The sequence below is a fragment of the Effusibacillus lacus genome, assembly GCF_002335525.1.
Lineage (GTDB): Bacteria > Bacillota > Bacilli > Tumebacillales > Effusibacillaceae > Effusibacillus > Effusibacillus lacus.
The window spans coordinates 73,541-92,336 of the sequence record NZ_BDUF01000106.1 but is presented as its reverse complement, the minus strand read 5'-3'; the positions used below and the strand labels follow the sequence as shown (position 1 = coordinate 92,336).

Sequence of the window (18,796 nt, the reverse complement as noted above, 5' to 3'; positions counted from 1 at the left end):
TTGCCAAACTGGCCAAGGAAAAGTCTTGTGGGGGATAATTGTGAGCAAAGTCCAGAAAGACAAAAGTACCACTTTGGGTTGGCTTCTGGATACAGCACTTGCGATTTCTATAGTATTTATCATTTATAAATTTTTTGCCTTACCGGTTGTTATAGAAGGTATATCCATGGTGCCCACATTGGAACACCGTGAACGCGCTTTGGTTAATCGGATTATTTATCAGTTCGGAATGCCCGAATCCGGTGACATCGTGGTGTTCAAATTTCCAGCGGATCCGAAAATGGATTTCATAAAACGCGTGATCGGTCTTCCGGGAGATGTCATCGAGATTAAAAACGAACAAGTTGTTCGAAACGGAGTTCCCCTTGAGGAGCCCTATGTTATGGGAACAACAAATGCAAATTTTGAAAAGGTGATAGTTCCAGAAGGTACAATTTTTGTATTGGGAGATAACCGCAATCTGAGCACGGACAGCCGTGATCAAAAGATTGGATTTATCGAATTAAATGACGTGGTGGGACGTGTGGATTTTGTGTGGTGGCCGCTGACAAAAATTCGTTCGCTATAGGTTGAGGAGGGGGAAATATGCGAGTTATATTGTTTGAGTTTTTGGGGTTTCCAGTTCGTTCATACGGATTGGTTGTAGCTTTGGCAATTTTGATTGGAATTGGCGTAACTTTGTATTTTGCTAAACAAGCCGGGAAAGACCGGGAACAGATACTGAATCTGTCTTTGTATTCCGTTATAGGCGGGTTAATAGGTGCCCGGCTTTGGGAAGTGCTGTTTTTCCAGCCAGGATATTATTTGCAGAACCCTGTTGATATATTTGCTGTCTGGAAGGGCGGTATGTCCATTCAAGGCGGCCTGGTCGGAGGGGTTGCAACAGCCATTTGGTACATGCGAAGGCTTAAGTGGAGCTTCTGGGAAACGGCCGACTTGTTTGCGCCCGGAATGATTCTGGGGCAAGCGGTGGGACGCGTCGCCTGTTTCCTAAATGGAGACGCGTATGGTTCTCCGACCGGCAGTTCATTTGGAATTGTTTACCCGCCCGGCACGAGTGCTTATGCCGAATATGGGGCTCAGCCCTTGTGGCCGGCAGAAGTGTGGGAAGGCCAGTGGAACCTGATTGTATTTGCTTTATTACTAATACTGAAAAACAGACCGCTCCCGCAAGGTACTCTCTTTTTGTCTTATGTTTCTTTGTATTCGGCGGGACGATTTGCCCTTGAATTTTTAAGAGGAGATACTCCTCAATACTTGTTTGGGTGGACGGCTGCCCAATGGACGAGTCTGGCTGTTGTAATCGTTACAGGTATCCTGTTGTTGGTGACCAGAAAGGGAGTCAAGAACCATGAGGCGACTGCTTGAGATCCTGACTCGTCCCCAAATATTGATGACCTTGATTTGGGTAAACGGATTGGGAACCTTATATGGCTACTACTGGTACAAAGATCAATTGCTCACCACTCCGCCAATTTTTTTACCTTTAGTGCCTGACAGTCCAACTTCCAGCCTGTTTTTTACTTTGTTTCTCATCCTTTTGTGGTACAACAAACGGAATCCATATATTGAGGCGTTTGGTGCTTTGCTGTCAGTGAAATATGGTTTTTGGGCAGTCGGTATTATCTTTTTCTTTGGATATCTGTACGGAGAGATTCACTGGTCGAGTTGGATGCTGGTAGTGTCCCATTTTGGGATGGCAATTGAAGCGTTCCTGTTCTTACGATTCTATACCTTTAAAGGCAAGCATTTACTGGCCGCCGGCAGCTGGATTCTCTTTAACGACTGGGTCGATTACACGTTCGACGTCCATCCTTGGCTGCAGAGCGACGAATTTGATATTCCAATCAGCTGGTTGACCGTGTTACTATCGATTATTGTTATTTCGATTTTTGCATTCCTTCGCAATAGAAAAAGTGAGAGCAACAAGTTTGTTGGGATTAAAAGTGAAACGGAATACATTCCGTAAATACGAATACCTGTTTCTGAGCTTGGCAATTGGAGCACTCGGCTTGGCCTATTTCATGGCGTGGAAGTCCAGGGCTTGGAGAACGGCATCAGGAGTTATCACATTAGGTGTGTCAACAGTCATGACTCTTTTTTCTGTTGTTTACCTTATCTACGTAAACTACGGATTCTAAGAAGACGAAGATCAAGACTGCTTAGGGGGTATTGGGATGAAACGTTGGTTGATTGTGCTTTCACTTACCCTTTTTCTCGCCGCGATAGCCGCGCTTTTGTGGAATAAATTAGGTGATCCTCGCGAAGCAACCGGCGGTACGGGGAAAGGGTATTCTCTGATTACTTCTTCACAAGTGACTGCTCTCTTAAAGGATCAGAAGGATCTTCAGATTGTCGACCTCCGGGAACCCTCACTCTTTAAAAAGGGTCATATACCCGGGGCGATTAACATCCCATTTGATGATTTTAAGAAGAGAATGAACGAGCTTTCCACGTCAAAAACGATCATCTTTGTTTGCCACACGGGTCCGATGGGAGATGTAACCAGCCAGATGATGGTCGAGAAAGGGGCCAAAAAAGTCTTCAATCTTGAAGGTGGAATGGGTAGATGGAATGGTCCTCTAACACAGTGATTTACCGAATACTATTTCAGCCCTGCAACCGCAATCTCTGTGATTTGGAGCCTCCCTTAAATTAAGCAAATAATTCTTGTGAAGTGGATTGCAAGATTTTGTAAACAGAAATATAATTACTGTAACTACCTTGGGGGGGTAAGGTATTTCTGATCTGGAGGTGTGGCGATGGAAAAGAACTCCGATAAGTATAAACCTGCGCTGAACTATGACTGGCTAACCAGATTTTATGATCCATTGATTCAGTGGACAATGCGGGAAGAAACCTTCAAATCTCAACTAATACGACAAGCACAGATTCAAACCGATCATCATGTCCTGGATCTTGCATGTGGCACCGCTACTTTGACAATTTTGATTAAAAACCGCTTTCCGGAAGCAACAGTCATCGGACTGGATGGAGATCCGAAAGTACTTGAAATAGCAAGAGCCAAACTGGCAAAAGAACAGCTTGACATCCCGCTTGATCTGGGTATGTCTTTCGACCTTCCTTATACAAACAATTCCTTCGACCGCGTCTTATCAAGTCTTTTCTTTCACCATTTGACTCGCGAAAACAAGAGTCGAACCTTGGCTGAAGTCCACCGGGTTCTCAAACCAGGGGGTGAAATTCATATAGCCGACTGGGGTAGACCTCGAAGTGCACTGATGCGGACAGCTTTTTTCCTTGTTCAAATGCTGGATGGTTTTGCTACGACAAAAGACAATGCAGACGGGTTAATTCCACAGTTGTTGCTTGAGTCCGGATTTATAGAGGTAAGTGAAACTGTCCAATATCCTACATTATTCGGCCCTTTATCTCTCTATAGCGCACGTAAGCCCGACTAGTATCCGCACTGCTCTCGATTCCATGTGTGCAACGCAGAAAATTCAACCTGTAGTCGCGGAGGCAACCATTTATGAGCAAAAAGAGACCGCCTGTTCTGTCCATTTTAAATAAACATCTTCTTCCGGCATTAGGATGGCGCAGATTTCTTTTTATTCCAAGTTTACTTGCAACCGTCCCCAAATATCGCCGTCAATTTGCCAGGTCGGATGACGATTACGGGCTTAGGGAATTTAAGAAAACATTTTTATTGGTTGGAGTTTTGTATCATGAACTGGTCAAAGTCACGGGAGAGGAAATTGCTCGCCAAACCACAAAGAACTTTTTGGCGGAAGTGGCTATTGCAGTCCAACGGAGCTGGTATATCCCTGCACCGGGCATCCTCCGTTCCTATGAAGCTTTCCATATCGAACACGAACATCAAATGCAACATGGGATAATTCGTCATAATGAGCATGATGAAATCATAGTCGAACCTAATCTGTACCGTTTTCACATTACACGCTGTTTGTTCCATGAAACCTTTGAGGATATGGGGATTCCATGGTTGACCGAAGTGTTTTGTCAATCCGACGAGGTAGTGTTTAACGAATATACACCGGATATGAAGTTTCACCGTGGGGATAATGAAGTGAATACAATTGCCCGAGGGGCCGCACAATGTACGTTTATTTTTGAAAAAATACAAGTGTAGCACCTTGACAGATAGAAGAGCTTATGAAATTATAATACTATAGGGGGGTAGGGTTTTGTAGGATATCGACTTTTCCCTGCTTGATTCCTATACGCGGGGATGTGTAAAGAAGGCCATTCAGGAGCAGGCTGATGGCGGAGGAAACCATATCGAAGAATTGATGAAGATTATCCGGATTTTTACGAAGTAACGAAATTAAGAGGGGAGGTGATTTGGAAATGGCAGCAACAACCGCGACCTTAAATGTAAAAGGGATGTCCTGTAATCACTGCGTGAACACGATCGAAAAGGCTCTCAAGGAACTGAAGGGTGTCCAAACGGTTAACGTTGATCTCAAAGGGAACAAGGTAACCGTATCCTTTGATGAAACAGTTGTCGGTTTGGAGATCGTAAAGGAAGCGATTGAAGAAGCAGGCTACGATGTAGCATAGTTAATGAACATTCGGAGCCGACAGTTTCCGGCTCCGAATACTTGTTTCTCCTGATATTTTGCAAAATTAATCCGATTTTGGCGCATTGCTATGCATACGCTAAGTTGCGAATTATACCTATTGAGGAATAATGATCAGCCCTTAGGGAGGGATTGAGATATATGGCAACGGAAACAAAAGTTCGTGAACAGTTGAATGCCCGAGCTAAGGAAGAACGAGTAACATTGGGGATTTCTGGAATGACCTGTGCCGCCTGTGCGACTCGGGTGGAAAAGTCGCTCAAGAAAGTAGAGGGTGTCCTCAACGCCAATGTCAACCTGGCCAATGAAAAGGCCACCGTTGAATATATTCCGGGAAAAACGAATATTGATCGACTGATTGCAGCCGTTCAAAAAGCAGGGTACGGCGCAAAATCAGCTCAGGATCTAGATGTAGATTCCGAAAAGGAAGCACGTCAACGTGACTATCAGGAACAAAAACGTATGTTTACCATCGGAGCCGTTCTCTCTTCCGTTTTCCTCTTGCAGATGATATCGGACTTTGTTATGGTTTCCTTCCCTGATTCAGCCTTCCGTTTTCATCTGCATCCCTATCTTCAGTTCCTTTTGGCATCCGTGGTTCAATTCTATGTGGGTTGGCGTTTTTACAAGGGAGCTTATAACGCGTTGCGTGGGGGAAGCGCCAATATGGATGTCCTTGTTTCCATGGGTACCTCGGCAGCATACTTCTACAGTGTAGTCAACGTGTTAACCGGGAATTGGCACCATCTTTATTTTGAAGCGGCAGCAATTATTATCACCCTGATTCTCCTCGGAAAAATGCTGGAGGCGAGGGCAAAGGGGCAAACTTCCGAGGCGATTAAGAAACTGATGGGGTTACAGGCGAAAACCGCCCGTGTCATTCGTGATGGACAGGAAATTGATATTCCTATTGAAGATGTCAGAGTGGGAGATATCATCTTTGTTCGCGCAGGGGAAAAGATCCCGGTAGATGGTGAAATTATTGAGGGAAGCAGTACCGTCGATGAATCCATGTTGACAGGGGAAAGTATGCCGGTCTCGAAAAATGTGGGGGATACAGTAATCGGCGCTACCATCAACAAACATGGTTCCTTTAAGTTTAAGGCTACCAAAGTTGGGAAAGACACCGCCTTAGCTCAGATCATCAAACTCGTTGAGGAGGCTCAAGGTTCAAAGGCACCGATTCAGCGTCTTGCTGATCAAATTTCCGGGATCTTTGTGCCCATCGTTATCGGAATTGCTCTCCTAACCTTTGCGATCAGTTACTTCCTACTTGGGTTTACTCCTGCTCTGATTAGCGCGGTTGCAGTGTTGGTCATTGCCTGCCCCTGTGCCTTGGGGCTGGCAACCCCGACGGCAGTGATGGTGGGAACCGGAAAAGGGGCAGAAAATGGAATCTTGATTAAAGGGGCTGAGCATTTGGAAAGTGCCCACCGTGTAACAACGATTGTACTGGATAAAACGGGAACCATCACCAAAGGAGAACCGGAAGTAACGGACATTGTAACGACTGGCGATTATTTTGAACTCGAATTACTCCAATTTGCTGCAATAGCTGAGAAGGGGTCTGAACATCCCTTAGGAGAAGCGATTGTAAACGCTGCAAAACAAAAGGGATTGAAACTAGGAGAGCCGTCTCGATTTACTGCCATTCCCGGCCATGGAATTGAAGCGGAAGTCACGGATAGGAAAATCATGATCGGGAATAAAAAACTGATGAGCGAAAAAGGAATTCCGATTGACCCGATCGTCAACCGGATGGAAGAGTTGGAGAGCCAAGGCAAGACAGCCATGTTGATGGCGCTTGACGGAAAATTGGCGGGGATCATTGCGGTAGCCGATACGGTAAAGGAGACTTCCGCCCAAGCCATTCGTCGGTTGAAGGATATGAACATTGAAGTGATTATGATTACGGGGGATAATCAACGAACAGCTGAAGCGATCGCCAAACAGGTAGGTGTAGACCGGGTACTGGCAGAGGTTCTGCCAGAGGACAAAGCAGTGGAAGTAGAGAAATTAAAACAAGAAGGAAAAATTGTTGCGATGGTGGGAGATGGGATCAATGACGCTCCAGCCTTAGTAGCGGCTCATATTGGGATCGCTATCGGTACGGGGACGGATGTGGCAATTGAAGCAGCGGACGTCACTTTGATGCGGGGGGATCTGATGGGAATCGTCGACAGTATTAAGCTGTCAAAGGCTACCATGCGTAAGATTCGGCAGAATCTGTTCTGGGCTTTTGCTTACAACATTGTCTTAATTCCTGTTGCTGCGTTTGGTTTTCTGACTCCGATCCTTGCCGGAGCCGCAATGGCTTTCAGTTCCGTATCCGTTGTAACTAACACCTTATTCTTGCGCCGTTGGAAACCGGTTCGAGTCTGATCCGAAAAATGCCGTACCTTTTTCAAAAGGATGGCTTACCCTTAACTTCACAACATCTTCATAACTTACAAACAGGTTTTTCATTTCGGTACTCTATCCTGTAGTCAAGGAGGTGAACCAAAATGAAAAAATGGATTGCAGGTTTGGTTGTTGCAGGATTGGCTGTTGGTGCAGGATCCATTGCGTTGGCTGCCGAGAACGGAAAGGCTGAGTTTCCTGGTGTTGAAAACTTCAAACAGATGTTGCCCTTTATGAAGAAAATGCACCCGAACCTTTCAGAGCAAGAACTCCAGGATATGTTTAACGCATGTCACGGTGCTGACAAATCAGGGAACATGATGAATCAGCAAGGACACATGATAAATCAGTCAAATAACATGATGTCAGGTAATATGATGAAGATGTAACCCCTCTGAAAGCCTCCTAAAACGGGAGGCTTTTGCATTGCACTTCGAATCTTCAATTAATCTTCATAATAATGGGTTACCCTTATACGAAGATGAGTCGGAAGAGAGAAGGTGTTAATGTGGTCAACGCAAAAATTCTTGTCGTAGACGATGAACCGGATATCCTTAATGTATTGCAGGCTTACCTTGAGAAAAACGGATATGTAGTATACGCGGCTGAGTCTGGTATGTCCGGGCTCCAGATGTTTGACATGTTAAAACCGGACCTTATAGTTTTGGATCTGATGTTACCGGACATTTCCGGAGAAGAAATATGCCGAACCATTCGGCGCAAGTCTGATGTGCCAATTCTGATGCTGACAGCCAAAAGCAACGAAGATGATAAGGTTAACGGGTTACTGATCGGGGCGGACGATTACGTTACCAAGCCCTTCAGTCCACGGGAACTGACTGCAAGAATAATAAGTCTGCTAAGACGTTCCCATGTGAATGACATCCAAGAACCGACTATACTCCGGTTTCATAATAACCGATTACTCATTGACCTGGAACGTCATGAGGTACTTCTTAACAACGAACAAGTCAGTTTGACTCCATTGGAGTTTAAATTGTTGGTGACACTAGCGAAACATCCGAAACGTGTGTTCAGCCGGATGGAGTTGATTAACCTGATTCAGGGATACACATATGAGGGGTATGAACGGACTGTGGACGTCCACATTAAGAATTTGCGCCACAAAATCGGAGATGACCCGAGAAATCCCCTGTTTATCGGCACCGTTTTTGGTGTGGGGTACAAGTTTCAGGTGGCCGCGGATGAATAAGGGCATACGCAGAAAATTACTTTTATCTTTCATGGGCGTCGCCCTGATCTCACTTCTGACTATAAATTTGCTAATGAATACTGCAATGTCTATCCTATTCTCCGATTATTTGGAAAACCAACAAACAGCGGATGCTCAAATCTTGAAGACAGAACTGGTTGCATCCTACACCTTCCACACTGGATGGACAGAAGAGTCACTTATGGTAATTTCCCATTTTGCGATGACCAGAAACCTTCAATTTCGGCTCTTTGGTTTGAACAGTGAACTGATTTGGGATTCCGGCAAAATGGTCGGAGACCAGAATAGGGGCTCTCGAACCGGAAGCAAGGTTCCTTTGCTAAAGAACGGGGTCAAGGTGGGGGAACTGGAGACTATTGCGGGCACCAGTCAATATTACGAACATGAACAACAGTTTTTGGCTCTCTTTAATAACTTGTTATGGGGTTCCTTGTTCTTTGTCCTTGTGGGGGTTTATTTCTTCAGCCGATACATTTCAAACGGGATCAGTGCTCCGTTGTTAAGTATCAAAGATGCTGCCATCCGAATCCAGAAAGGGAATTTGAAGCATCGGGTAAGCATTGAGGGAAACGACGAGGAGATCGTGGAAGTTGGAACAGCGTTAAATCATTTGGCGGAATCTTTACAGGAGCAGGAAAACCTAAGGAAGCATTTGACTGCAGACATTGCGCATGAATTGCGAACTCCTCTGGCAATTGTCCAAAGCCACATAGAAGCCATTCAGGATGGTGTGTGGGAACCGACTCCGGATAAATTGAAACTTTGTCATGAGCAGATTATGCGGCTGGTTCATCTGGTCAGTGACTTGGAAAAATTGGCTGATGCGGAAAACCCGATGCTAAAGTTAAAGCCGGAAGCTGTGGAAATCAGCCATGTAATTCATGAGGCTGCAATGTCAGTCGAGAAGCTATGGGCACACAAGAATATCCGGCTCGACCTGACAGGTGTGAAGCCTGTGATCCTTGTAGGAGATCCGAAACGACTATTGCAAGTGTTTGTCAACCTTCTGAATAACGCTTTCAAGTTCACACCAGAACCCGGGACAATTCGTGTCGCAGTATCTGAAGAAACAGATTGGGTTCTGACGGAAATTAGCGATACTGGGATCGGAATCTCCAGTGACGAATTACCCTTCATCTTTGAGCGGTTTTATCGGGGGGAGAAATCCAGGAATCGCAAAACCGGTGGCGCAGGGCTTGGATTGGCCATTGTAAAAGCGATTGTGGAGGCACATGGGGGACAAGTATCGGTAAAGAGTGAGATGCAGAAAGGTTCGACTTTTACGGTACGGCTCCCCAAAAGCTTGAAACAGTCAGCTTCTTATGTTCTTCAAAAGTCCTAAACAGGATCTTCACAAGTTCTTGCTACCCTAAAGTCAAGAAAGGAGTGATTCACCATGATGATGGGTTGGGGAATGGGCTGGATCAGTTTGTTGGTTCAATTGTTTCTGATTGCGGGAGTTATCTATTTTCTGGTCAATCTTCTGAAAAAAGACGGATACAGCAACAACAGGGGCAGTTTCCATAACGCGGAAATGATTCTAAGCGAACGGTACGCACGCGGGGAAATTTCGGAAGAAGAATACAAACGGATGAGAGAGGTTCTTCGGAATGGCAAATGAGTCGGGTGAACATCCCATTAGTAAAATCTCCTTCTTGCGGGAAGGGGATTTTTCGTATTTCAAGATTCTTATCTGATTCTCAGGTTTGACTCAGAAACAATTCAGTTGCATGCCCTACCATAAGTATGTCAAAAACAATTCGACTTTGAGGGAGGATCTCCTATGAACGCAAAAGTGAAAGACCCTGTATGCGGCATGGAAATTGAGGCACACTCTGATGCTCTGCAAAGTTCTTATGGCGGAACGGATTATTTCTTCTGTTCAGCCAATTGCAAGGATCAATTTGATAAGGATCCGGCCAAATATGCAAAGCCCAAATCGGGGTGCTGCGGTCATGGCGGGCACCGATGCTGTCACTAAATGCGGCACCAATCCAAGAGGAAGGAGGGATGATGGACATGAACAAAGCAAATGCACTCAAGCATTTTGAAACCCGTATTTGGTTAGATAACAGCTGTTCAGCTGTCATTGTGGAGAAAGCCCTCCTGTCAATGTCAGGTGTGTTGAAAGCCGTTGTCAATCCCGCCATTTCGAAGGCCTATGTTGTATTCGATCCGCAAAAGACATCTGAACAGGTAATTACCCAAAAGCTCGAGGCATTAGGGGCAAAAGTACTGGATTCTCACCAAGACCGCCAAGACTGCGAACATCATGCTCATCATCAGACACCATCCGAAGAGCAGAATCCAAACGAAGAAGGCTCCGAGTATCGGGAGCTTATGAGAAAATGGTGGTTTGCCGCAGCCATATCAATTCCCACCATTCTTGTTTCCTACCCGGATCTGTTCCCCGGCGTCAAAGATTGGCTGCCCATGGGTAGCCCAAAATTGTGGTGGGCAAGGTTCGTTGTGGCTTGGTTAACGATTCCGGTGATGGTTTGGAGTGGCGGACAGTTTTTTACCGGAATGTGGGAAGGCCTTAAACACCGTTCTGCTAACATGCACACATTGATTGCCACGGGGATCAGTGCTGCTTGGCTCTATTCCGCTGTCGCACTGTTGTGGCCCGGGATCTTCCCTGACCCCGCTATGGCAGAAGTCTACTATGATGTGACAACCGTGGTAACCGCTTTGGTAGTGTTGGGGATGGCGATGGAGGTTCGTGCCAAGGGTCGTTCGTCGGAAGCGATCAAGAAATTGATCGGCCTGCAACCGAAGACAGCCCACGTGTTGCGTGACGGACAAGAACTGGAAATCTCGGTTGATGATGTCGTAGTAGGGGATGTTGTGATTGTTCGGCCCGGCGAAAAAATTGCCGTGGACGGCATCGTGGTGGAAGGAACATCAGCGGTTGACGAATCGATGCTGACCGGGGAATCCCTGCCCGTGTCCAAAGAACCGGGTCAGGAAGTGTTCAGCGGCACATTGAACAAAACAGGAAGCTTTAAATTCAAAGCGACCAAAGTTCAACAGGATACCGCTTTGGCCAATATTGTGGAAATGGTGCGGCAAGCCCAGGGATCCAGGATCCCTGTCCAGCGCATCGTTGATAAAGTGTCTGCGATCTTTACACCAGGCGTGATCATCCTGGCAATTCTGGGATACGTGATCTGGTATGACTTCGGCCCGCAACCGTCCTATATTTACGCGATGATTGTTGCAGTCACCACACTCATTATTGCATGTCCCTGCGCATTGGGAATGGCTACTCCAATGTCATTAACCACGGGAATCGGCAAAGGGGCAGAAAACGGAATTCTCATCCGGTCGGGGGAAGCGCTGCAAATCGCGGAAAGATTGAACACGATCGTCCTTGACAAGACGGGAACCATAACGGAAGGGAAACCCTCGCTTACAGATGTGATTCCGTTGGGGCGGTTTACTGAAACCGAAATCTTGAGAATCGGTGCCTCGATTGAACAAGGTTCGGAACATCCACTGGCAGGTGCCATTTTGGACGGAGCCAAAGACCAAGGAGTCACTTTTGTTCAGGTGGTTGGATTCAATGCGATTCCCGGTCATGGTGTCGAAGGAGTGGTTGAAGGCAAACGGGTACTGTTCGGGAACTTGAAGCTGATGAGAAAAGAAGGAATCCCGTTGGCCGACTTGCAGACTCATGCAACCCGTCTGGCGGATGAAGGGAAAACTCCCATGTATTTGGCGATTGACGGAGAGGCTGCGGGGATTATCGCAGTTGCAGATACTGTCAAGGAAGATTCAGCGGATGCAATCACCCAATTGAAAAAAATGGGGCTGGAAGTCGTAATGCTTACCGGGGATAACGAGCGGACCGCCCGGGCCATAGCAAAGCAAGTTGGTGTCGACCGGGTGCTGGCAGACGTATTGCCCCAGGACAAAGCGGAAAATGTCCGCAAGTTGCAAGCGGAAGGCAAGAAAGTCGCCATGGTGGGAGACGGCATCAATGACGCTCCCGCGCTTACCCAGGCTGATGTGGGGATTGCAATCGGTACAGGTACCGACGTCGCAATTGAAGCAAGTGACATTACCTTGATCAAAGGCAGTTTGAAAGGTGTGGTAAGCGCTATTCAAATCAGCCGGGCTACGATGCGAAACGTCTATCAGAACCTGTTCGGGGCGTTCATTTACAATGCGGCGGGACTGCCGGTGGCGTTGGGAATTCTGTACCCGTTTCTTGGAATCCTGTTGTCGCCGCTGGTCGCAGCCGCAGCCATGGCTTTCAGTTCGGTAACCGTGGTGGCAAATGCCAACCGGCTGCGAAACTTCAAACCAAAGGAGTTGTAATCCATGGGGGTTTCACAATGGGTCGTAACAATTATCGGACTTCTTCTCAGTTTCGGAATTGCCTGGTTCTTCTGGGGGCCCAAAAAGGGAGGGAGTCAGGCGGAAGTGAAGGATTCCGGTTATCAAGAAGCGGACATTCTGGTCAAAGGGGGTTATACCCCTGATGTGATTGTGGTCCACAGGGGGAAACCCGTACGTCTGCAGTTTCTACGGGAAGACAAATCGTCCTGTTCCGAGATGGTGGTATTTCCTGATTTTGAGAAAAGCATGATGCTTCCTTTTGGAAAAAAAGTAACCGTAGAACTTTTGCCCAACGATGCAGGAAGTTATCCCTTTACCTGTCAGATGGGAATGTACAGAGGCACTTTGATTGTAAAGGAATGAATAAATACCCTTTTTTGAAGGAGAGAATTCTATGAAGCAAAAAGCGTTATGGATGGGACTTGCCGTTTCTGCAGCTGTTGCAGGTGTTATGGTGTATGGATGGAAGGCGGATAAAGAGGCCACGACCGCTGCTGCCAAAGAAGGTACTGAATCAATTTTGACAACTACTCAACTTCGAAATCTGCCGCCTTTAAAAGAAACCAACGAGATTAAACCGACTGGTGAAACAAAATCTTTTACACTCGAGATCAAACCGGGGAAGTGGGAGCTTGTAAAAGGGACCTCCATTGATGCCATAACCGTGAACGGTTCCATCCCGGGTCCGGAAATCCGGGTTAAAGAAGGAGACACTGTCAGGGTTACTGTAAAAAATAATTTGCAACAAGAAACTGCCATCCACTGGCACGGTCTGCACGTTCCAAACAATATGGATGGGGTTCCGCCTTTGACACAAAACGGCATCAAGCCGGGAGAATCTTTCACTTATGAGTTTCCTGCCAACCATGCGGGTACCTTTATGTATCACTCCCATTTAAACAGTGTGGAGCAGATTGACAAAGGGTTGTACGGTCCCTTTATCATTGATCCGCAAAAGCCGGAAGATCAACCAAAATACGACAAGGATATAACCTGGATGCTTAGCGGCTGGATCGTTAATGAAACGAACGGGATGGCCCATGGCGGTGGGGGAATGAATTACAATTATTGGACAATCAACGGCAAGGCGTTCCCTGACACAAAACCGTTAACAGTCAAAAAAGGTGAGAAAGTACGGATGCGCTTGATCAACATCAGCAACCTGGCACACCCCATGCACCTGCATGGACACGACTTTCGCGTGATTGCTGAGGATGGTCATCCGGTGGCACAACCTCAGGTCATGAATACAATTGATGTAGCGCCAGGAAAAATCTACGACATTGAGTTCATTGCCGATAACCCCGGAACATGGGTCTTCCACTGCCATGAATTGCATCACACAATGAATGGGGAAGTGGAACCGGGCGGTTTGATCGGAGTGATCCAGTATGAAGGGCAACCGGCTCCTTCTGCAACTGAACAGAAAGGTCAATCCCCAAACATGAACATGTCTGATCAAAACATGCCGGGTATGAAACATTAATTTGATTGTTTAAACATGATACCCTCTGCAGGTCTCAAATTTGCAGAGGGTATTTTCTGGTTACTGGTAACTATCCAATTTGACTAACAGTTCACTTTTCGGGAGAAATAAGTAACAAAACGGTCAAGTTTGAGTGCTCGTTTCTTCATTCTTTCTTCATAATCGATCTGTAAGATTACTGTATCTGATTCATATTTCAATCCATTTTTCAAAGGAGAATCCAAATGAAACTGCTTAAGTTAACAGCTGTGAGTGTTACTGTTGCATTGATTTTGACGGGGTGTGGTGCAGGCAATTCTTCGAATTCCGGGGGGGCAGCCCAGCCTTCCAACGAGCCTGTTGCAAAAATTGAACACATGCATGGATTGACGTATTCTTCGGATGGTAGTTCCTTGTATATTGCTACCCATGAAGGACTGTTAAACAGCAAAGACGGAAAGTCATGGAACAGGGTAGGAGAAAACTTGGACCTGATGGGATTTAACGTGATGCCTGATGGAACCATGATTACCAGCGGTCACCCCGGTAAGGGGGTAAGGATGCCGAATCCCCTCGGATTCATGAGCAGCAAAGATTCAGGGAAAACTTGGAAAGCCCTCTCCATGGATGGGAAAATTGATTTTCACATATTGGTCCCAAATCAGAAACAACCAAATATCATTTATGGCTTGAACCAAATGGGAGAAGGAAAGTACGGCGCAGGTATCTACAAAAGTACTGATGGAGGGAGCAAGTGGGAACAGATAAAACCCCAAGGACTGCCGAATGACCTTCATAAAGTAATAACGTTTATCTCCATGCCTGATAATCCGGACCAATTGTTGGCTGGTGTTGATGAAGCGGGCATATTGGCCTCACAAGACGGCGGAAAGACGTGGAAGTTACAGGATGACAAGGCATTGCTGACTGCATTACAAGTGATACCCGGCACAGATCAACTGATCGGCTACGTGATAGCTTCCAATAAGCAAGGGATTATGGTAAGCAAGGACAAAGGGAAAACTTGGGACAAGTTAGGATTGGATTTGGGGAATGACGCCGTTGCTTACATTACAGTTAACCCTAAAGATACAAACCAAATAGTGGCAGCTTCCTATGAAAATTCGGTGTATGAGACCCGTGATGGGGGTAAGACCTGGATTCCCTTGATGGAAAAGGGGAGTGCCAAGCAATAATCTTATCTTCACATTTGTTTGATACTCTCAATGGGAATCTAGAATTGTCTTCGTCCGGGGGAATGAGCATGCAATGGATAGATTTGTATTCCTGGTATGCACAATTGGCCAACTCATTGGCTGAGCCTATACACGAGCTGGCAAGAGGGACAGAGATTCCTATATTGGTAGCGTTGATACTTGGAGTCGCCGGTGCCACAGCTCCTTGCCAGATCTCGACTAATATGGGGGCTTTTGGGTATATTGCCCGCTATTCAGAAAACAGCGAAGCAACCTTTGGCCAAGCTTTGGGATTTGTGGCGGGTAAGATTCTGACTTACTCGATTCTTGGAGGGACTGTAATTTTCCTTGGTACACAAATGGAGTCGATATCTGAATACCTTATACCGGCGATAGAGGTTGTGCGAAAAGGAATAGGTCCTGTTTTTCTCATCAGCGGCTTGGCAATGCTGGGTGTATTTAAATTCCAATCCACAGTGGGGGAAGGACTTAAGAACCAGTTGTTAAGAATTGTACCCAAACGAGGTGCGTGGGGAGCATTTTTGTTAGGGATCGTGTTTTCTCTGGCCTTTTGCCCGACCCTTTTCCTGTTATTTTTTGGGACGCTTGTGCCCCTTGGCATGCAATCCACCGGCGGCATTTTCTTTCCTGCCGTATTTGCGGTTGGTACCGCGGTTCCCTTGCTGTTCCTGACTTACTTGTTGGTTACAGGGAGCGATGTGTTGAAGAAGAAGTTCATTCGGAGCGCAGGAAAATTTAACCGCATTGTAACCAAGGTTGTTGCAGTACTCTTTATTTTGTTGGGGATTAACGACACTTTTCTCTATTGGTTGTTATAAATCTGGAGGTGGTGAACATCCCATTTTGGCGGTGCTGTAAAGCATCGCTTTTTTGTGTTGATTTATAGAATCTCCTTCATCTTAGAATCGCTTTGTAAAGTCATTTATCCGACAAACTTTCGACACGGATTGTTTGTCGGTTTCTTCACCGGAAATCCATATTTTCTCCCTATTTTCTTAACTAAGGGCCGTAGTAGAAGGGAGTTGGATTTATGAGAAAGAGAATTGTGGCATTGACCTTTTCCATCTTGCTTTTGTCCCCTGGTTGGAGTTGGGCGGCAGAAAATGATCCGCATGGCAGCGGGCACGGAAGCGGAAGTGGGGAAAAACATGAACAGACGTCGACGGATTCTAATATGAGCCCGGATGAACATCAGAAGATGCAACCCACCGACAAACATGAACCCGATATGGAATCACACAACCCGGCAACAGAGGGGAATCACAAATCAGGCGGTAATGACCACGGCAGTGGCGATTCTGAAGGCGGGGGGCACGGAGATGGAAAAGAGGTTCGCGAAACCCCACCCAACTTTAAGGTTCTCGGGGCATTTGCCGCAGTCAATGCAGGATTTATCCTGGCAGGAATCTGGAACAAATGGATTCGGAGAAGAGGTGCTTGAGTATGCAGCAAACAAAGCGAATGAACTTGCTGGATTTTCCATTGATCAAGAAATTCATTCAAAGCCGGTGGTACCCGGGGATCTTCCAATGGATCGCCATGGCGGTGTTTGCCACGGTAGTGTACCAATTGGTGGCAGGAACCTCAAATCCCAGCAAGAACTTTGGTACATCCACCACATGGGTGTTGTGGTGGCCTATCATTCCAATTGTTTTTCTGGTTCTCGGTAGATTCTGGTGTGCTGTCTGTCCGTTCGGCAAACTCAGTGACTTGGTTCGGAAGTTTGTGGGCAGTGAACGGCCCGTTCCAAAATTCCTCAAGAAATATGGAATCTGGCTGATTGACCTTTTCTTTATTCTTATTACCTGGGCTGACCACATTTGGGGAATTGTTGAATCGCCGAGGGGATCCGGGTACCTTTTGTTGATACTGACAACGATGGTGGTCGCGACTTCCGTTTTTTATGAAAGAAGGACATTCTGCAAAACTTTATGCTTCCTGGGAGGGTTGGCCGGCAACTATTCCCGTTCCGGAATGCTCGAATTGCGCGGTACCCCTGACATATGCAAAACCTGTAAAACTCAATCCTGTTTCAAAGGGAATGAAAAAACGGAAGGATGTCCCATGTTCCAGTTTGTGCGAACGATGGACACCAGTGCGGACTGTAACCTATGCGGAAATTGTGTCAAGACTTGTCCCAACAACTCCATTCGCATATCACCACGCAAACCGACCAGTGAACTTTGGGGAATCAAAAACCCGAAGATGGAACACGCGTTTCTGGCTTCCGTGATCATGGGAATCGTGTTTGTCCAGAACATCACGATGCTTGAGATCTGGCAAGACATTTTGCAAATTATTGGCAGTCTTACAGGCACCCAAAATTACAATGTCAACTTTACGGTTGCTTTCATCATCTCCATGCTGCTTCCAATTGGAATGTTAATGCTCACCGCAAGACTGACAGCATCCAAATGGTCAAAAACAGCCATAATGGAGAATTTTGTCCGGTTTGGTTATGCAATCATTCCATTGGATCTGGCGGGGCACGTGGCGCACAACCTGTTCCACATGGTTACCGAAGGAAAAGCGGTCTGGTTCAATACTGTCTCTCTGTTTGGGGTCAATCTGACGGGTGATCCCAGCTTTGCTTCGGCAACAACCGTGCAGTTTATGCAATACGGACTGATCCTGCTCGGAATGGCAGGTTCCATTTACACCGTATATCGAATTGGCAACAAGGGTTCCTTTAGTAAACTGTTTCCCTATTATGCATTGATGGTACTGTTGGCGGCAATCAACATCTATCTGTTCTCGCTGCCAATGTCTCACCGGGTTTAGTCAAGCAAAAATTTCCTTTGAGTGAAACGAGCAGGAATTCGCCTTTGAATTCCTGCTCGTTTTATGATGCTCTCCTATCCTTGCAATCCTTGTTTTACCCATTGTGCGACTTGAACAGTCCGCTTCGCTTGATGGCGAACCGCTTCCAACGCTTCGTCCGGAATCTGTCCGTCTTCACGTGCCGTTACGCTGGTCCCGTATGGATTGCCGCCTGCCGCAAAGATCGACTGATCGGTATAACCTGGGGCTGCGATGATGGCACCCCAGTGGAACATGGTGGTGTAAAACGATAATATTGTCTGTTCCTGGCCGCCATGCGGATTGCTTGCGGTAGCCATTGCGCTTACGACTTTGTTTGCCAGTTTGCCCTGGAACCAGAGCCCGCCTGTCATATCAAGGAATTGTTTGACCTGAGATGGAACGTTTCCGAATCGGGTTGGCATGGAGAATATGTACGCGTCCGCCCATTCAAGATCTTCCAATGTGGCTACCGGGACGTCTTTGGTAGCTTCATAATGGGCTTTCCAAGCCGGATTTGCAGCAATTGCCGATTCCGGAGCCAGTTCTTGAATCCGCAGCACTTTCACTTCGGCCCCTGTGCCTTTTGCCGCTTCCGCAGCCGTTTGCGCCAGTTTGTAGTTGGTGCCGGTGGAACTGTAGTACAGAATCGCCAGTTTGACATTACTCATCTCAAATCCCCACTTTCTCATAATAGTTTTGGATCGTTGCGACGGATTCATTGTAACCGATAAACTAACTTTTGTAAAGTAACGAGAAAAATGTAGGGTCT

Annotated in this window: 21 protein-coding genes; 20 read left to right on the top strand and 1 reads right to left on the bottom strand. The window is 46.5% G+C overall.

Annotation, left to right across the window (positions count from 1 at the left end; all coding sequences use genetic code 11):
* Positions 1–40 precede the first annotated feature (40 nt).
* The 20 genes from lepB to EFBL_RS17655 all read left to right on the top strand — a co-directional run bounded on the left by lepB (position 41) and on the right by EFBL_RS17655 (position 18,006).
* Positions 41–568 carry a signal peptidase I gene (gene lepB / locus EFBL_RS17750; RefSeq protein WP_231705864.1) on the top strand — a complete coding sequence of 176 codons (528 nt, stop codon included), beginning with the start codon at positions 41–43 and terminating at the stop codon, positions 566–568.
* Between the two features lie 17 nt (positions 569–585).
* The gene (gene lgt, locus EFBL_RS17745) at positions 586–1,368 is read left to right on the top strand and encodes a prolipoprotein diacylglyceryl transferase (RefSeq protein ID WP_096183644.1); all 783 of its coding nucleotides are present in this window, start codon (positions 586–588) and stop codon (positions 1,366–1,368) included.
* Positions 1,352–1,969: a DUF1405 domain-containing protein gene (locus tag EFBL_RS17740; protein WP_096183642.1), complete on the top strand. Its 618-nt coding sequence runs from the start codon at positions 1,352–1,354 to the stop codon at positions 1,967–1,969. The genes lgt and EFBL_RS17740 overlap by 17 nt, the downstream gene beginning before the upstream one ends.
* Positions 1,970–2,177: 208 nt before the next feature.
* On the top strand, positions 2,178–2,594 hold the full coding sequence (locus EFBL_RS17735) for a rhodanese-like domain-containing protein (protein ID WP_096183640.1): 417 nt from the start codon (positions 2,178–2,180) through the stop codon (positions 2,592–2,594).
* A gap of 168 nt (positions 2,595–2,762) precedes the next feature.
* Positions 2,763–3,422: a class I SAM-dependent methyltransferase gene (locus EFBL_RS17730; protein ID WP_096183638.1), complete on the top strand. Its 660-nt coding sequence runs from the start codon at positions 2,763–2,765 to the stop codon at positions 3,420–3,422.
* Positions 3,423–3,493: 71 nt separating this feature from the next.
* Entirely contained in the window at positions 3,494–4,114 is a 621-nt protein-coding gene (locus EFBL_RS17725) for an L-2-amino-thiazoline-4-carboxylic acid hydrolase (protein ID WP_096183636.1), read from the top strand.
* Positions 4,115–4,332: 218 nt separating this feature from the next.
* Positions 4,333–4,545, top strand: a complete 213-nt coding sequence (copZ, locus tag EFBL_RS17720; protein WP_096183634.1) for a copper chaperone CopZ — start codon at positions 4,333–4,335, stop codon at positions 4,543–4,545.
* 161 nt (positions 4,546–4,706) lie between these two features.
* Positions 4,707–6,947, top strand: coding sequence for a heavy metal translocating P-type ATPase (locus tag EFBL_RS17715; RefSeq protein ID WP_165912538.1), 2,241 nt, complete (start codon positions 4,707–4,709; stop codon positions 6,945–6,947).
* Positions 6,948–7,069: 122 nt separating this feature from the next.
* Positions 7,070–7,354, top strand: coding sequence for a hypothetical protein (locus EFBL_RS17710; protein WP_096183632.1), 285 nt, complete (start codon positions 7,070–7,072; stop codon positions 7,352–7,354).
* A 119-nt stretch (positions 7,355–7,473) separates the two neighbouring features.
* The gene (locus EFBL_RS17705) at positions 7,474–8,178 is read left to right on the top strand and encodes a response regulator (RefSeq protein ID WP_096183630.1); all 705 of its coding nucleotides are present in this window, start codon (positions 7,474–7,476) and stop codon (positions 8,176–8,178) included.
* The gene (locus tag EFBL_RS17700; RefSeq protein WP_096183628.1) at positions 8,171–9,541 is read left to right on the top strand and encodes a sensor histidine kinase; all 1,371 of its coding nucleotides are present in this window, start codon (positions 8,171–8,173) and stop codon (positions 9,539–9,541) included. Before EFBL_RS17705 ends, EFBL_RS17700 begins: the two co-directional genes overlap by 8 nt.
* A 54-nt stretch (positions 9,542–9,595) precedes the next feature.
* Positions 9,596–9,820: an SHOCT domain-containing protein gene (locus tag EFBL_RS17695; RefSeq protein ID WP_096183626.1), complete on the top strand. Its 225-nt coding sequence runs from the start codon at positions 9,596–9,598 to the stop codon at positions 9,818–9,820.
* A gap of 162 nt (positions 9,821–9,982) precedes the next feature.
* Complete coding sequence (locus EFBL_RS17690) at positions 9,983–10,180, top strand: YHS domain-containing protein (RefSeq protein ID WP_096183624.1); 198 nt, start codon at positions 9,983–9,985, stop codon at positions 10,178–10,180.
* 38 nt (positions 10,181–10,218) lie between these two features.
* Entirely contained in the window at positions 10,219–12,522 is a 2,304-nt protein-coding gene (locus tag EFBL_RS17685; RefSeq protein ID WP_096183703.1) for a heavy metal translocating P-type ATPase, read from the top strand.
* A 3-nt stretch (positions 12,523–12,525) separates the two neighbouring features.
* Positions 12,526–12,906, top strand: a complete 381-nt coding sequence (locus tag EFBL_RS17680) for a cupredoxin domain-containing protein (RefSeq protein WP_096183622.1) — start codon at positions 12,526–12,528, stop codon at positions 12,904–12,906.
* 31 nt (positions 12,907–12,937) lie between these two features.
* Positions 12,938–14,029 carry a multicopper oxidase family protein gene (locus tag EFBL_RS17675; RefSeq protein WP_207907583.1) on the top strand — a complete coding sequence of 364 codons (1,092 nt, stop codon included), beginning with the start codon at positions 12,938–12,940 and terminating at the stop codon, positions 14,027–14,029.
* A gap of 224 nt (positions 14,030–14,253) precedes the next feature.
* Positions 14,254–15,204: a F510_1955 family glycosylhydrolase gene (locus EFBL_RS17670; protein ID WP_096183620.1), complete on the top strand. Its 951-nt coding sequence runs from the start codon at positions 14,254–14,256 to the stop codon at positions 15,202–15,204.
* 68 nt (positions 15,205–15,272) lie between these two features.
* Positions 15,273–16,043 carry an urease accessory protein UreH domain-containing protein gene (locus EFBL_RS17665; protein ID WP_165912537.1) on the top strand — a complete coding sequence of 257 codons (771 nt, stop codon included), beginning with the start codon at positions 15,273–15,275 and terminating at the stop codon, positions 16,041–16,043.
* A 212-nt stretch (positions 16,044–16,255) separates the two neighbouring features.
* Positions 16,256–16,666: a hypothetical protein gene (locus EFBL_RS17660; protein ID WP_096183617.1), complete on the top strand. Its 411-nt coding sequence runs from the start codon at positions 16,256–16,258 to the stop codon at positions 16,664–16,666.
* Between the two features lie 2 nt (positions 16,667–16,668).
* Positions 16,669–18,006: a 4Fe-4S binding protein gene (locus EFBL_RS17655; RefSeq protein WP_231705862.1), complete on the top strand. Its 1,338-nt coding sequence runs from the start codon at positions 16,669–16,671 to the stop codon at positions 18,004–18,006.
* 74 nt (positions 18,007–18,080) lie between these two features.
* Here EFBL_RS17655 and wrbA read toward each other — a convergent pair whose 3' ends face one another.
* Positions 18,081–18,695, bottom strand: coding sequence for an NAD(P)H:quinone oxidoreductase (gene wrbA / locus EFBL_RS17650; protein WP_096183613.1), 615 nt, complete (start codon positions 18,693–18,695; stop codon positions 18,081–18,083).
* Between the last annotated feature and the right edge of the window lie 101 nt (positions 18,696–18,796).

Coding starts and splice junctions, on each gene's coding strand:
- lgt (WP_096183644.1), top strand. CDS start 586: ATGCGAGTTATATTGTTTGAGTTTTTGGGGTTTCCAGTTCGTTCATAC.
- EFBL_RS17740 (WP_096183642.1), top strand. CDS start 1,352: ATGAGGCGACTGCTTGAGATCCTGACTCGTCCCCAAATATTGATGACC.
- EFBL_RS17735 (WP_096183640.1), top strand. CDS start 2,178: ATGAAACGTTGGTTGATTGTGCTTTCACTTACCCTTTTTCTCGCCGCG.
- EFBL_RS17730 (WP_096183638.1), top strand. CDS start 2,763: ATGGAAAAGAACTCCGATAAGTATAAACCTGCGCTGAACTATGACTGG.
- EFBL_RS17725 (WP_096183636.1), top strand. CDS start 3,494: ATGAGCAAAAAGAGACCGCCTGTTCTGTCCATTTTAAATAAACATCTT.
- copZ (WP_096183634.1), top strand. CDS start 4,333: ATGGCAGCAACAACCGCGACCTTAAATGTAAAAGGGATGTCCTGTAAT.
- EFBL_RS17715 (WP_165912538.1), top strand. CDS start 4,707: ATGGCAACGGAAACAAAAGTTCGTGAACAGTTGAATGCCCGAGCTAAG.
- EFBL_RS17710 (WP_096183632.1), top strand. CDS start 7,070: ATGAAAAAATGGATTGCAGGTTTGGTTGTTGCAGGATTGGCTGTTGGT.
- EFBL_RS17700 (WP_096183628.1), top strand. CDS start 8,171: ATGAATAAGGGCATACGCAGAAAATTACTTTTATCTTTCATGGGCGTC.
- EFBL_RS17695 (WP_096183626.1), top strand. CDS start 9,596: ATGATGATGGGTTGGGGAATGGGCTGGATCAGTTTGTTGGTTCAATTG.
- EFBL_RS17690 (WP_096183624.1), top strand. CDS start 9,983: ATGAACGCAAAAGTGAAAGACCCTGTATGCGGCATGGAAATTGAGGCA.
- EFBL_RS17685 (WP_096183703.1), top strand. CDS start 10,219: ATGAACAAAGCAAATGCACTCAAGCATTTTGAAACCCGTATTTGGTTA.
- EFBL_RS17680 (WP_096183622.1), top strand. CDS start 12,526: ATGGGGGTTTCACAATGGGTCGTAACAATTATCGGACTTCTTCTCAGT.
- EFBL_RS17675 (WP_207907583.1), top strand. CDS start 12,938: ATGAAGCAAAAAGCGTTATGGATGGGACTTGCCGTTTCTGCAGCTGTT.
- EFBL_RS17670 (WP_096183620.1), top strand. CDS start 14,254: ATGAAACTGCTTAAGTTAACAGCTGTGAGTGTTACTGTTGCATTGATT.
- EFBL_RS17665 (WP_165912537.1), top strand. CDS start 15,273: ATGCAATGGATAGATTTGTATTCCTGGTATGCACAATTGGCCAACTCA.
- EFBL_RS17660 (WP_096183617.1), top strand. CDS start 16,256: ATGAGAAAGAGAATTGTGGCATTGACCTTTTCCATCTTGCTTTTGTCC.
- EFBL_RS17655 (WP_231705862.1), top strand. CDS start 16,669: ATGCAGCAAACAAAGCGAATGAACTTGCTGGATTTTCCATTGATCAAG.
- wrbA (WP_096183613.1), bottom strand. CDS start 18,695: ATGAGTAATGTCAAACTGGCGATTCTGTACTACAGTTCCACCGGCACC.